This is a genomic window from bacterium, from assembly GCA_036504735.1.
Lineage (GTDB): Bacteria > Electryoneota > RPQS01 > RPQS01 > RPQS01 > DASXUQ01.
In genome coordinates this window covers 59,742-73,351 of sequence record DASXUQ010000017.1, presented here as the reverse complement: position 1 = coordinate 73,351, position 13,610 = coordinate 59,742, and the positions used below count along the sequence as shown (strand labels likewise).

The window sequence follows — 13,610 nt, the reverse complement described above, 5'->3', positions numbered from 1 at the left end:
ACGGGTATTAAACGGAGTCCGACAGTGAACCAAGGCTTTGCCAGACGCACGCCGTGGTGGAGACTCGTGCTGATGTCGTTTGTGTGCAGCTACCGCGCCTATTGCATCCATCTGCGCCTGAAGCGCCAGATGGGCTGACATCCGCCCCTCAGAACCGCTTTTTACGACCCGGCAGAATAAGAATGTGCCCTCCAACGGAGGCGGCCCTATGGCCGCCTTGCGTATTTTGGGGGGTGCCGGAATCACCCCGAATGGCCGATTGGCGGGAATTTGTGCCGGTTAAGTTGATTTTCTGCTCGAATTTTCGCATCTTGATAGATGTGAAATCCTTCCTTAATCCACGTGCTTCGGCGTTTTAGACCCCATCTTCATGCAATCTTCCGGCGGTTCCGATAATCCGTACCAGATCCTCGATTTAGACTATAAGGCCTTGGGCTTTCGCTGCGGGCTTGAAGTCCATCATCAGATTCTGACACAGCGTAAGTTGTTCTGCAATTGCCCCGCAGGACTTTATTCCGAGAAAGTGGATGCACAGGTCCTGAGACACATGCGTCCCACCCTTAGCGAACTGGGAGAGTACGATCCCTGCGCGCTGATGGAGTTCAAAACCAAAAAAGAGATCGTCTACCTCCTGAACAAGGAGTCGGTCTGCACCTACGAGATGGACGACACCCCGCCCTTCCCGATCAATCAGGAAGCGGTGGACATCGCGCTGGAAATCGCGATGCTGTTCGACTGCCAGATCGTGGGTGAGGCCCATATTGCCCGCAAGCAGTACCTCGACGGCTCCATTCCCACGGGCTTTCAGCGCACCACTCTGGTGGGCGTCACCGGCAACATTCCCTTCAAGGACAGGCGGCTGGGTATTGTCCAGCTCGGCCTTGAGGAGGATTCGTGCCGGGAAGTCTCCGATGAGCGGCACACGATTCAGTTCCGCACCGACCGCTTAGGCATGCCGCTGATTGAAGTGGTGACCGAGGCGGAGATGAGGCATCCCTACGAGGTAGCCGAAGCGGGACACATCATCTCGCAGATCCTGAGGTCGACGGGCAAGGTGCGGCGCGGCATCGGCAGCGTGCGGCAGGATGTGAATGTCTCGATTAACGGGAGCACCCGAGTCGAGATCAAGGGCGTGCCGCGCATTCCCATGTTTCCGCGACTGGTCTCGGTGGAAGCCTTCCGCCAGAAGCGGCTGCTGGACATCCGCGAGATGCTGAAGCAGCGGCGGATCACGGAGAGCACACTCGAGTACGCCGTGTACGAGCTTCCCAAGGAGCAGATCCATTTCCGCACGGCCAAGCTGGCCAAGGCCCACGAAACCGGGCAGCGTATGGTAGCGGTGAAGGTAATGGGCATTGCCGGACTGCTGTCCACCGATGTGCAGCCGGGACGGACGTTCGCGCATGAAGTCGCCGGGCGCGTGCGCGTGATTGCCTGCCTCGATGAGAAGCCGAACATGTTCCACACGGACACGGACGGCGAGTTCTCGCTCTTCCCCGAAGAACGCACCGCGGTGCGTTCGATCACCAATGCGCGGCTCGATGACGCGGTGATCGTGGTGTGGGGACCGGATGAGGACGTGACGACAGCGATCAACGAGATCGTGGGGCGCATTCGGGAAGCTACGCAGGGAGTGCCGTCGGAGACCCGTCAGGCGCGCAAGGGTGGCTGGACGGATTTCGAGCGACTGCTGGCAGGACCGAACCGCATGTATCCCGATACGGACACTCCGCCGACGGTGATTTCCACCGGACGCGTCAACCGCATCCGCGAGCATCTGCCCGCGACGCGGTGGGATCAGCGCAAGCGCCTGCTGGATACGGGCATGAGCGCGGTGCTGGCCGAGCAGCTCGTGATGTCGCCGTATTTCGGACTGTATTGGAAGATCGAAGAGGACGGACGCATTCCCGCCAATCGTGTGGCGCGCGTGCTGGTGCAGGATATCCGCTCGGCCAAGCGCCGCGGCGGCAATCCGGACAAGATTCCCGAAGACGCCTGGCGCAAGCTGTTCGAGCATCTGCGGAAGGGCGAACTGCTGTGGGAAGCGGTGCCGCTGCTGATTCAGTATCGCAGCCGCCGTTCGGGCACCGAATGGATGACCATTGCCGCCAAGCAGCATCTGGTTCCGCTGGATGAAGCCGAATGGACGTCGATGGTAGACGGCATGCTGCGGGTACCCTCGCGCGCCAAGACCATCGAGGGCCGTGTGCGCTGGCTGATGGGCCAATTGCAGAGGCCGGCAGGACGGATCCCCGGAAAGCAGGTGGCGGAGATGCTGAAGAAGAAGATTGAAGCGAACGGACACGTTTAACAGATAAGACGGGCACGGCATGGCGTACCCCTACTGCGGAGTATAGGAAAGGAATCCCATTTCCCACTGAAAGGGGAAGGGACTCTTAGAAAGGAGAATGCTTACTGATCGCTGACTGATTTCTGAATGACTGTTTTTCATCCGCCGGCTAAATGAGATCGGCTTGCGGATAGTTAACGTACCCTCATTCACACAATCTTTTGGGAGAAAACAATGGCAGACAAGAAAGCTGATCTCGCTGGACCAGGTATTGGTACCTATGAGGACGTGGAAAAGGTTCTTCCCACGGACTACCGCTCGCTGCTGGATCCCAAGGAAACGCAGATCGCCCTTTCGAAGCTGAAACGCTTCATCGAGGACGGGATGTGCAAGGCTCTGAATCTGTTCGACGTGGAAGTTCCGCTCATCGTAGATGTGGAGAGCGGAGTCAATGACTATCTGGATCGGGATGGCTCCCGCACACCGATCCAGTTCCACATCAACAACGATTACAACAAGAACCCGATTGACGCCCAGGTGGTTCAAGCCGCCACCAAGTGGAAGAGGGTCGCCCTGAAGCAGTTCAACTGCAAGGTGGGCGAAGGCATTATTACCGACATGCGCGCCGTGCGCAAGGACTATTTCCTTGACCACGATCACAGCGCATACGTCGATCAGTGGGACTGGGAGCGCGTGATCGAAGACAAGGATCGCCATCTCGAGTTTCTCAAAGACATCGTCCGCAAGGAATGGAAAGTTCTGACGGACGCCGAGGATTTTGTGCAGAGCGAGTTCCCGAAACTGAAGGACCCGAAGTGGCCGAACCTGCCGAAGGAACTGGTCTTTTTGCACGCCGAAGAATTGCTGGATATGTATCCCGATCTGCCGCGCAAGCAGCGCGAAACGAAGGTGCTCTCCGAAAAGTATCCCGCCGTATTTATTGTCGGCATCGGCTGGACGCTGAAGGATGGCTACCCGCACGAAATGCGCGCCGCGGACTATGACGATTGGGTTACGCCGACGGTCACCAAGAATGGCCAGTTGATGCACGGGCTCAACGGCGACATTCTGGTGTGGAACCATGTGACGAAGCGCCGCCACGAACTGACCTCGATGGGTATCCGCGTCACCAAAGATACCCTGAAGCAGCAGCTCGAAGCGACGGGCCAGCTTGACTTCCTTAAGCTGCCGTACCATCAGGCGATCATGAACGATGAGATTCCGCTCTCGATCGGCGGCGGCATCGGCCAGGCTCGCACGACGATGTCCATTCTGAAAAAGGCTCACCTGGGCGAAGTCAGCGTCACGGTATGGCCGAAGGTTCTGAAGGACCTCTGCGCCAAGCGCAATATCTTTGTGCTCGAATAGGAGATACACAACGGTTCATCCCAGACAGGGGCGGGCCGAAGTGCCCGCCCCTGTGCTCATATTCTTATGCTACCCAAAATTGTTCTGCATAATATTGTCAGTTTAGACGGACGTATCGATGGTTTTACGCCCGACGTCGGGTTGTTCTATGAACTCGCGGGGACGTGGAAGGAAGACGCGACGCTGGCGGGGAGCGAGACCATTCTGGCCTCGCCCAGTGCGGCGAATGTCGACGATCCGCGCAAGGTGACACCGCGCGCGAGCGGTGCGCATGACGAACGGCCGCTGCTGGTGATCCCTGACAGCAGAGGGAGAGTCCGCTGCTGGGAGCATTTGTTGAAGCAGTCCTATTGGCGCGGCGGCGTGGCGCTGATGTCCATGGCAACACCTCCTGCCCACTGCGAATACCTGTCGAAGAAGAACGTGGTGTGCGTGATTGCGGGCAAAGAGCAGGTGGATTTGAAGAGCGCGCTGGAGACGCTGCACGATCTGTACGGCGTAAGGACCGTGCGCGTGGACAGCGGCGGGGTGCTGAACGGTATCTTGCTGCGCGAAGGGCTGGTGGACGAAATTAGTTTGCTGATCAGTCCGGTTCTGGCGGGGGACGGGGCGCGCGCGCTGTTCCGCACGGTGCACAGCGAATTGCCGGTGACGCTGACGCACAGCGAGAAGCTGCCGGGCGGCGTGGTGTGGGTGAGGTACCGGGTGGAGAAGTAGGATACTTTGGAAACGCGGGCACGACATGTCGTACCCCTACGACAGAGTTTCGGCGGCATGACGGCGACTGTTTGATTTTTCTTCTACGAGACTATAGATTACCATGACTGAACAACAGCAACAGGATTATCCGGGCTATCGCGATCCGGCACTCAGCGTGCTTAAAAAGAACAAGGTGCGCGTGTGGTCGGATGTCCAGATCGAGACGCTCGACGGGCATTTTGAAGGGCTGATTCTGCCGCGCGCGGAGACGGGCAATCCGCATCACATTGTGCTCAAATTGTGCACCGGGTATAATGTCGGCATCAATGTGGACCGTGTCCGCACGATAAAAGAGACCGGCTACAAGAAGGCCAATTACAAGATTCCCGAGAAGGAATTCCCCTACGATCCGGTCAAGCCGAACGTGACGCTGCTGGGAACGGGCGGCACGATTGCCAGCCGCCTCGACTACCGTACGGGCGCGGTGATTCCGGCGTTCTCGCCCGGAGAACTGTACGGCGCGGTGCCGGAGCTGGCGGACATCGCCAACCTGACGACAAAACGAATTTATGCGATCTTTTCGGAGAACATGACTCCGGAAGCGTGGATCGGCACGGCGAACGCGATCAAGGAAGAGATCGAGAACGGCGCGGACGGGATTGTGATCGGACACGGCACGGATACGATGCACTACACGTCGGCGGCGCTGACGTTCATGGTGCAGGATCCGCCGGTGCCGATTGTGATGGTGGGCTCGCAGCGTTCCTCGGACCGTCCTTCCTCGGACGCAGCGTTGAACCTGATTGACGCGACGTACGCCGCCGCGCACGGGGATATCGCCGAAGTGCTGGTGTGCATGTTCGGTCCGACATCGGACCAGTATGATCTGCTGCACCGCGGCACGCGCGTGCGCAAGATGCACTCGTCGTATCGCTCGACCTTCCGCACCATTTCCGACACTCCCGTGGCCACGGTGCGCAACGGCGAGATCCGGCACATCAAGACCGATTACCGCAAGCGCGACAAGAGCCGCACACTGAAGCTGGACGCGGTGTTCGATGACCGGGTGACGATTCTGTATTACTATCCGAATATGAAGCCGGACATGATCGATTCGCTGGTGGACAACGGCTACAAGGGCATCGTGTTCGCGGGAACGGGCCTGGGGCATTTCAACAAGCCCCTCTACCCGTCCATCAAACGCGCGATAGACGCGGGCGTGCATATTTACATGTGCGTGGAGACGCTGTGGGGTTATGTGCAGATGTATGTCTACGACACCGGGCGCGACATCATGGACCTCGGCGTCATCCCCGCGGGGAACATGATTCCCGAAACGGCGTATGTGAAGCTCGGCTGGGCGCTGGGACATACCCACGACCGCGAAGAGGTGAAGAAGCTGATGCTGACACCGATCTGCGGCGAACTGACCGAGCGCGAGCCGATTGACGGCTATATGATTATGCAGGGCGGCCTGCCGGAGATCGAGCAGTATCTGCTTAAAAACCGGCGCTGAGCCCGGGAAACGGCCTGTGGAAAAGCCGCCTGCGAAGGCGGCTTTTTTGTTGCTAAAGGGTGACGCGGGTTCATAGGGTTCAAGCACACAATTTGCAAAAGCGGGAGCACACCTTTTACCAAAGCGGAGTCAGCAGATGGCCTTAGTGTGGAATCCCCGCCTGTCGACGGGACTGGATTGGCAGGATGCGCAGCATCAGGAACTCTTCAAACGCGTGAACAGGCTTCTGGATGCGATGCTCAACGGGCAGGGAGTAACTTCCGTCGGCGAAGTATTTACGTTTCTCGAAGAATATGTCGTAAAGCACTTCGGCAACGAGGAGCGCTTTATGAAACTGAATAGTCTCACGTGCTACGCTAAACACAAGGCGGCACACGAAGAATTCATCCGCACCTATACGGAGTTGAAGAAGGAATTCAACACCAGCACGTCGCAAAACAGCGTCTGCTTGAAATTGCAGACGATGCTCAGCAAGTGGCTGACCACCCATATCGGGACCCTCGATAAGGAGCTGGCGGACCAGACGGTCGCGCTGGGAAAAAAGTAATCCCTCGATTCCGGCTGAGGCAAAGACGGCTCAGGAGAAATCCTGAGCCGTCTTTTATGTGTCGGGAACGTTGAAGCACGGATTTTGCGAGAGTCAGGCTGACAAACTATGTGAACACGGAGACGACCTATGAGCTTAGTATGGAATCCGCGGCTCTCGACAGGGCTGGAATGGCAGGATATCCAGCACCAGGAGTTGTTCAACCGCGTCAATGTGCTGCTGGATGCGATAATGAAAGAACCGGGGACGTCGTCACTCGGCGACATTTTTTCGTTTCTTGAAGACTACGTGTTGAAGCATTTCGGCAACGAGGAGCGCTTCATGAAAGCGCAGCACATGCCGAACTTCGAAGCGCACCACGCCGCCCATGCGGACTTTGTGCGCCAATACTTCGCCCTAAAAGACGAGTTCGTGAAGAGTGAAGGCACCTCCGAGACCGTCTGTCTGAAGCTGCAGACCATGCTATGCGACTGGCTGATTGACCATATCGGCGGAATGGACAGGGAGTTGACCCTGCAGACGGCGGAAATGAACCGCCGGTAATTTCCACCCTTATCCCATGCAAAGAGGCTCAGGACGAATCCTGAGCCTCTTTTGATTTTTAATGCGCACCGCCAGGCGGCGCTGCGCTGTTCTCTTTACAGGTCTTCGGGCTTGAGGACGGTGACGTCACCCAGCTTGAGATTCTTCAATTCCGTTTCAACCTTCTGACGGTCGCCGATGACGACGATCAGCAGGTTGTCGGGATGGATGTGCTTCTTGGCAATGCCGGAGGCCACATCCGAGGACACCGTCTTCACCTTGCCGACGTACGAGGTCCATTCATCGGCGGGGAGATTGTAGAGGAAAATGCTGTTGAGCTGTCCGGCGAGGGCATTGAAGGTTTCGAAATCCTGCGGATAGCCCTTGATGAGATTGTCCTTGCTCGCCGTGAGTTCCTCATCGGAGAGCGGCCGCGAGACGGTGATGTCGCGCAGTTCTTTGATGAACTCGGTCACGGACTTGTCGGTGACGTCAGTCTTGACCATCGCACTGGCAAGGAACGGGCCGGTGCCGCGACGGGCGGCGAACTGCGAATGCACACCGTAGGTGTAGCCCTTCTGCTCGCGCAGGTTGGTGTTCAAACGGCTGCCGAATGTGCCGCCGAGAGCGTTGTTTACGACGTCACAGGCCACGTAATCGGGATCCGAACGCTTGATGCCGGGATTGCCGACGATCACAACGCTCTGCGGAGCGCGCGGCTTGTCCACCAGAACGATTTTGGTGGAGGTCAGAGCCTGCGGCTCGGGAATCTCGCGTACGTTGGCTTTGCCGGGCTTCCAGTCTTTCAGAGCCTTTTCGAATTTGTCCTTGGCTTCGGCCATGGTAATGTCACCGACGACCACGACCGCGGCGTTGTTGGGCACGTAGTTGGTCTGGTAGAAGGCGACGAGGTCTTCGCGGGTAATCGAATTCAGCGATGCTTCGGTGCCGGAACCGGTCTGGGCATAGGGATGATCCGCGCCGTAGAGCAGTTTGGCGTAGGCCTTGCTGGCCAGAGACATCGGCTCCTTCTTTTCCTGCAGCAGGCGGGCCAGATAGGTCTTGCGCTGGCGCTCCAGTTCTTCCTTGGGGAAATTGGGATGAAGCAGCACGTCGGTCATCTGCGAAAGACCCTGATCGAGGTTCTTCTTGAGCACGTTCAGGCTGACGAACGAGCCATCCATGCTGCTGGACGATCCCATCGTGGCGCCGATCTTCTTGGCATCTTCGGAAATCTGCAGCGCGTTGCGAGTGGTGGTGCCGTCATCGAGCAGTTCGGCGGTGAGGCGGGCGCTGGTGAGCTTGCCATTGGGATCGTCGGCCCAGCCGGCCTTGATGACGATATTGGCCTGCACGAGGGGCAGAGTGTGCTTCTCAACCAGATAGAGCTTCAGACCGTTGGAGAGCGTGGCCGTCTGGATGGGCGGCGGAGCGAAGGACGGTTCCGCAGCGGCGGCGGGAGCTTTGGAGCGGTCAAGCTCGTCCGTCGCGGCTTTGAAGTCACCTTGCGGAACGATATTGACGATGACGCGGCGGTTGAAATCCAGCACCTGCCGGGCCACGCGCTGAAGGTCCGCGGGAGTGAGATTCATGTGGCGGTCGAGATCCCACTGGAACTTGTTCGGATCGCCGAGGTACGTGTTGTACTCATTGGCGATGTCGGTAATGCTGTAGTAGCTGCCAATGCGCTGCAGGCGGCGAATGAACTGGGTCTCATAGCCGTTCTTGGCATTCTGCAGTTCTTCGGCGGTGATGCCCTTCTCGATGACGTCCTTCAGGATCGCATCGGAGGCGGCTTCGATCTCTTCGAGGCTGTGTCCGGGCTTGGCGGTGATTTCGACGTCGAAGGTGCCGTTCAGTTCATTGCTGGACTGATAGACGCTGACGTCCTGCGCGATCTGCTTGTCGTAGACGAGAGCCTTGTAGAGGCGCGAGGTCTTGCCGGCGGCGAGGACGCTGGAGAGCATGTCGAGTTCGGCATCGCCCGGCTTGAAGTTGGCGGGGCTGGTCCACGCGCAGTGGTAGCGGGGAAGGTTGACGCGGTCTTCGGCGGTGACGCGCTTGACGCCGTCAATCTGCGGAATCCATCCGGTCGTACGGTCAATGGGCGGTCCGGCGGGAATCGATCCGAAATACTTGTCGACGAGCTTGCGCGTGGCGGCAAGGTCAAAATCGCCGCCGATAATCAGCGACGCATTGTTCGGTGTGTAGTAGGTATGGAAAAAGTCCTTGACGTCATCGAGGCTGGCACGGGAAAGATCTTCCATGCTGCCGACAACGGGCCAGGAATAGGGATGGCTGGGCGGATAGATCGCCGTCAACAGCAGTTCTTCGGCCTTGGCATAGGGCTGGTTGTCCATGCGCTGGCGGCGTTCATTCTTGACGACGTCGCGCTGGATATCGAGCTTCTCCTGCGTGATGGCCGGAGGCAGGAATCCCAGGCGGTCGGATTCCATCCACAGCGCATACTCGAGATAGTTGGACGGAATGACTTCGAAGTAGTTGGTGCGGTCTTCGCTGGTCGAGGCATTGTCCGAGCCACCGACTTTTTCGAAGCTGAAATCGCCGGCACGATGCTCGGAGCCTTCGAACATCAGATGCTCGAAGAGGTGCGCGAATCCGGTTTTGCCCGGCTTTTCGTTTTTGGAACCGACGTGGTACCAGGTGTTGATGGCCACCGTGGGGAGCGTGTGGTCTTCATAGTAGATGACCTGCAGGCCGTTGGACAGGGTGTCCTTGACAAACTTCAATTCGGGAAGCTTGGCGGCAGGCGCGGCGGCGGCCAGTGCGAAGATCAGCACAGCGGCCACAACCCAGGAGAGACTCTTCATGCACATCCTCGAACGTGTTAGGGAAAAAGGTATTACAAGTAGGAGCGATTCCGGAGGGAAAAGTTGCAGATCGGACCATAATTTACGGATAAATTCGGTAGAAGTCACGAGGGAGAAGTGCGCAGTCATTTGAATTTATGTACAATAGGCAGTGACACGGGGTTTCGGCCGGGTTGTGTACATGGTCGATGTGGACACGCGATCCGGCTCAACCCGGCTCGGCGATCACAAAGCGCCGATTCGGGTTGGGTGAACCTTGAGGCTATTTGCGGGAAGAGGTGGTGATGGGAACGGTGCCTTGGTCCACGATGATCAGAGAGCGGGTACGGGGAATGACGCGGACGGTCAGGTCTTCGGGGTTGCCGGGTTGGACGAAGACCTCGTAGTTGCTGCGTTCGGGCTGGTGGAAGGCCGGCAGGCTTTCCGGGGTGACTTTCAGCAGCCAGCGGCCGGGGCGCAGGCCGGTAAAGGCGAAATTGCCGTCGCGGTCACTGGCGGCGCGGAAAGATTCGCCGTCACGGTAGAGCAGGACCTCGACATTGGCCAGACCCGTTGCGACCTGCAGGGTGGGCTCGGCCTTGGAGGAAGCGGCGCTATCGGCTTCGAGGAGGTAGCCGCGGGCACTGTTTCCTCCCTTGGAAAGCAGCGTCATCCGGCCATTGACGGACCCGGCGCGTTCGATACCGATGTTCAGCATTTCCGTCTTCCCGCCGCGCACCTTGAGTTCCACCGGTACGGGCTGGGTGGTAATGCGGTGCAAGCCCATGCTGGCATGATCCACCTGAAGGTAATGTACGCCGGGCTTGACGGAGGGGAACGCATAGTATCCCCGGCTGTCGCTGATGGCGGTGAGGCCGTCGAGGATCAGCACGATATTGGCCACGCCCTTCTGTTTGGGATCTTCCGAATCGAAAACCTTGCCTCTGAGACAGCCGACATCGTTCTGCCTGCTTACCGGGACGCCGATGGGAATCTCATAGCCCGCCATGCAGGAGAAGCCGTCGCGGATGCCGGTTGGCCCATAGTTGACCTTGCGGGCGCGCAGTGTAATTGCCTGCCGCCGGAAGGTTTCGCAGCGCAGTTCCGCCGAGAACTGGTCATTCTGGAATGCCGCCGGATCGTCGAAGCCTGTGGTCTGGAAGTTGGCGCTGAAGGTCAGCCGGTTCGCAAGGCATAGCGTGGAGGCAAGATTGAGCGAGCGGCTGCGATGCCCGCCACTGCCCACGCTGGAATTTCCCGTCTGGAAGCCTGCGCTGTAAGTCTGGCGCTTATCCGGCGCGAAAGTGACGCCAAGACCGTAGCGCTCGACGTCACCCGAGAGGCTGAGCCGGTGGTTGTTCCACAGGCCGCGCTTGGCGGAGCCGGTCAGCGACACCACTCCGAAAGATTGGCGCAGCCGCATCGTGGCGGCGCGTTCGTCATAATCCAGATCGGTGCGCTGCAATTCATCGGTGCGCGTGAGCTTCTCGACGTCAAGGCTCGCGGCGATGCGGAGGGGCAAGGTGGCGCTGATGCCCGACTGAACATCGGCCTCGCGCAGCGCGGTCGCGCGGAGGGTATCCCGGCTCAGGTTCTGCGCGACAGAGCGGTAGGACGCATGGTACTGCATTCCGGGAGCCACCGGGAAAGACACGGACAGAGCCGAGTGGTTTTCATCGTGATAGTATCCGGAGAAATCGCGTCCGGCATAGACTCGCTCGAAGGACAAGCGCAGACCGCCAAGGCCGCCATTGAAGCGCGCGAAGAGGGCGCTGTTCTGCGGGCTCACACTTTTCGATGCGGCGGCGTCGGCGCTGAAATCCAGATCGAGATTCATGCCGCGAACAGGCGAAATGCTCGAGGACAGCCCCAGCAGTTGCCCATTGAGTGCGCGGGAGGATTTTTGCAGGTAATTTGCATAGATGCTCAGGCGCGGGCTGGGACAAAAACCGATGAATCCGGCGGATTCCTGCAGATCCGCATACTTGGGCCGCATGCGGAAGGCATAGCCGCCGGCGGTGAACGGGCCATTGCTGACACGCGCGCGGGCGCCGCGGCCCATGCGGTTCTGCTCCATCAACGGCGACAGATTGAACGACAGATCTCCGGCCCGCGCCTCGCCGATACGGTTTTCCACCGAGACATAATACTCATCCTGCAGGCCGTAGGTGTGCTGCGTAAGGTCGCGCGGCCCGCGAAGCAGATAGCCGATGCGTGTGGCGCCGCGGGAATCGAGCGAGCCATTGCCCGAATACTCCACCTGAAATCCACTGCGTCCCGCTTCGCTGACAAACCGGGCGGCAATCAGAGACGGCACTCGATGGTAGAAATCTCCCGCAGGCGTGCCACGGGGAATCACGTCCACGAACGAATGCGCGGTGGATTCCCGCTGCCGGGCTTCATGATCGGAGATTCTCAGCTTAAGGGTCAGACGCTGTGTGAACGCGGCGGTGCAGCGGGGATCGGTTCGCACGACGGCCGTGAGCAACTTGCATTCGCCGGGGTTTGCCAGCCAGACGCTGTCACTGAGCACGAAGGTTGAGCCGCCGCTGCCGGTCAGTACGGCAGAGACCGGAGTGGGCGAATTGCAGCGGCTGGTAACCGCAAATTGTACGGTGTAGTCTTGACCGGCAATCACGCGGCGCGGCGTCTCACGTGTGGCAATTTCCAGTTTAAAGACCGGCAGCACGAGCACTTCGGTTTGGGCCTGCGCGCTTTGAGTTGCATCGGCGCTGTCCTGCGCCATGTAGGTGACCTTGTAGGGACCGGGCAGCGCGCTAAGGGGAACCGAGATCGCAACGAGGCGCACATCCTGTGCGCCGGGCAGCAGAGTGAAGGAGTTGTCCTGCGCCACGGTGCGCCAGCCTTCGGGCAGTTCAAGCTGTTCGATCAGTTTGCGGCGGTTTTCCGAAGGATTGGATACGACAAAAGCCCGGGTGAGGAGCTTGGGAGCGACGATCTCCAGACGCGCGGAATCTGCTGCGGACACCGCAGGCGGTTGTGCCTGGCACACCGCGGCGGAGATCAGCAGCAGAAGATACGCAATCAGATAAGGCCGTCGCATCAACACACTTAGAATTCCAAATTGTATTTCGCGCCAAAGACGCTCTGGTCGCCGTTGTCCAGCACCACCAGCGCCTTATATCTCCCGGAAAAGGTTCCGTCCAACTCGATGTGGAAGCGGACCGACGTCCCGGGGAAGATTCGTTTCTTCGATGTTTCGAAGCGGCCTACATAGCGGCCTTCGGTATCATACAGTTCCATCCACGCGGCGGGGACGATCCAGCGCTCGCCGGTGTTTTCGACATCGACCTGCAGTTCGCGCTTGTGGTTTTCCAGTTCTTCCAGCCGTGCGCCGGTTACGGTGACTTTGGTCGCGCCGCTCTCGCCGATGTGGGTGACGCACTGCACTCCATAGCGCATGACCTGCCGCACGGCGGCGACGTTGCGCGCCAGTTGCAGCATGCTGTCGGGCAGCGGCGGCGGCACTTCCTCCACCATGATCATGCTCCAGTAGGTGCCGGTCAGCGCGCTATCCACAGGAACATGCACCACATAACTGACCTGTGAACTCTGGTGCGGCGGAACCTGAAGTTGCCGGGGACTGAAGGTAATCCAATTGGCATTGGAGCGCGTGTGTGTTCCGGGTTTGCCGTACTGGTTGCTGCCGTCGCTGGCAAACAGGTAATCGGTTTGGTAGATGATAACATCCTGCGGAGTGTCCTCATTGTTGGTCATCACCACCGAACCCTGATAGGTCTCACCCGCCCGCGCTTCCCGCTCCAGAGTCAGCGAGCCGATGACGACGCCGGCGGAAGCGGGAAGGCAAAAGCTTAAAAGCCAAAAAGCCAAAAAGCT

General features: G+C 58.9%; 9 protein-coding genes. 6 read left to right on the top strand and 3 right to left on the bottom strand.

Translation table 11 applies throughout. The features are described from left to right. Positions 1-370: 370 nt before the first annotated feature. The 6 genes from gatE to VGL38_12985 all read left to right on the top strand — a co-directional run bounded on the left by gatE (position 371) and on the right by VGL38_12985 (position 6,963). Entirely contained in the window at positions 371-2,311 is a 1,941-nt protein-coding gene (gene gatE, locus VGL38_13010) for a Glu-tRNA(Gln) amidotransferase subunit GatE (protein ID HEY3296340.1), read from the top strand. Positions 2,312-2,524: 213 nt separating this feature from the next. Next, complete coding sequence (locus VGL38_13005; protein HEY3296339.1) at positions 2,525-3,658, top strand: aspartate--ammonia ligase; 1,134 nt, start codon at positions 2,525-2,527, stop codon at positions 3,656-3,658. A 66-nt stretch (positions 3,659-3,724) separates the two neighbouring features. Next, entirely contained in the window at positions 3,725-4,375 is a 651-nt protein-coding gene (locus VGL38_13000; protein HEY3296338.1) for a RibD family protein, read from the top strand. A gap of 103 nt (positions 4,376-4,478) precedes the next feature. Beyond that, positions 4,479-5,873: a Glu-tRNA(Gln) amidotransferase subunit GatD gene (gatD, locus tag VGL38_12995; GenBank protein HEY3296337.1), complete on the top strand. Its 1,395-nt coding sequence runs from the start codon at positions 4,479-4,481 to the stop codon at positions 5,871-5,873. A gap of 136 nt (positions 5,874-6,009) precedes the next feature. Then, entirely contained in the window at positions 6,010-6,420 is a 411-nt protein-coding gene (locus tag VGL38_12990) for a bacteriohemerythrin (GenBank protein ID HEY3296336.1), read from the top strand. A gap of 129 nt (positions 6,421-6,549) precedes the next feature. Next, entirely contained in the window at positions 6,550-6,963 is a 414-nt protein-coding gene (locus VGL38_12985) for a bacteriohemerythrin (protein ID HEY3296335.1), read from the top strand. Between the two features lie 95 nt (positions 6,964-7,058). Here VGL38_12985 and VGL38_12980 read toward each other — a convergent pair whose 3' ends face one another. The 3 genes from VGL38_12980 to VGL38_12970 form a co-directional block, all read right to left on the bottom strand. After that, positions 7,059-9,773, bottom strand: coding sequence for a pitrilysin family protein (locus VGL38_12980; protein ID HEY3296334.1), 2,715 nt, complete (start codon positions 9,771-9,773; stop codon positions 7,059-7,061). A gap of 262 nt (positions 9,774-10,035) precedes the next feature. Beyond that, positions 10,036-12,822: a carboxypeptidase-like regulatory domain-containing protein gene (locus VGL38_12975; GenBank protein ID HEY3296333.1), complete on the bottom strand. Its 2,787-nt coding sequence runs from the start codon at positions 12,820-12,822 to the stop codon at positions 10,036-10,038. 2 nt (positions 12,823-12,824) lie between these two features. After that, positions 12,825-13,604, bottom strand: coding sequence for a hypothetical protein (locus VGL38_12970; protein HEY3296332.1), 780 nt, complete (start codon positions 13,602-13,604; stop codon positions 12,825-12,827). Positions 13,605-13,610 lie beyond the last annotated feature (6 nt).

Coding starts and splice junctions, on each gene's coding strand:
- gatD (HEY3296337.1), top strand. CDS start 4,479: ATGACTGAACAACAGCAACAGGATTATCCGGGCTATCGCGATCCGGCA.
- VGL38_13005 (HEY3296339.1), top strand. CDS start 2,525: ATGGCAGACAAGAAAGCTGATCTCGCTGGACCAGGTATTGGTACCTAT.
- VGL38_12985 (HEY3296335.1), top strand. CDS start 6,550: ATGAGCTTAGTATGGAATCCGCGGCTCTCGACAGGGCTGGAATGGCAG.
- VGL38_13000 (HEY3296338.1), top strand. CDS start 3,725: ATGCTACCCAAAATTGTTCTGCATAATATTGTCAGTTTAGACGGACGT.
- VGL38_12980 (HEY3296334.1), bottom strand. CDS start 9,773: ATGAAGAGTCTCTCCTGGGTTGTGGCCGCTGTGCTGATCTTCGCACTG.
- VGL38_12990 (HEY3296336.1), top strand. CDS start 6,010: ATGGCCTTAGTGTGGAATCCCCGCCTGTCGACGGGACTGGATTGGCAG.
- gatE (HEY3296340.1), top strand. CDS start 371: ATGCAATCTTCCGGCGGTTCCGATAATCCGTACCAGATCCTCGATTTA.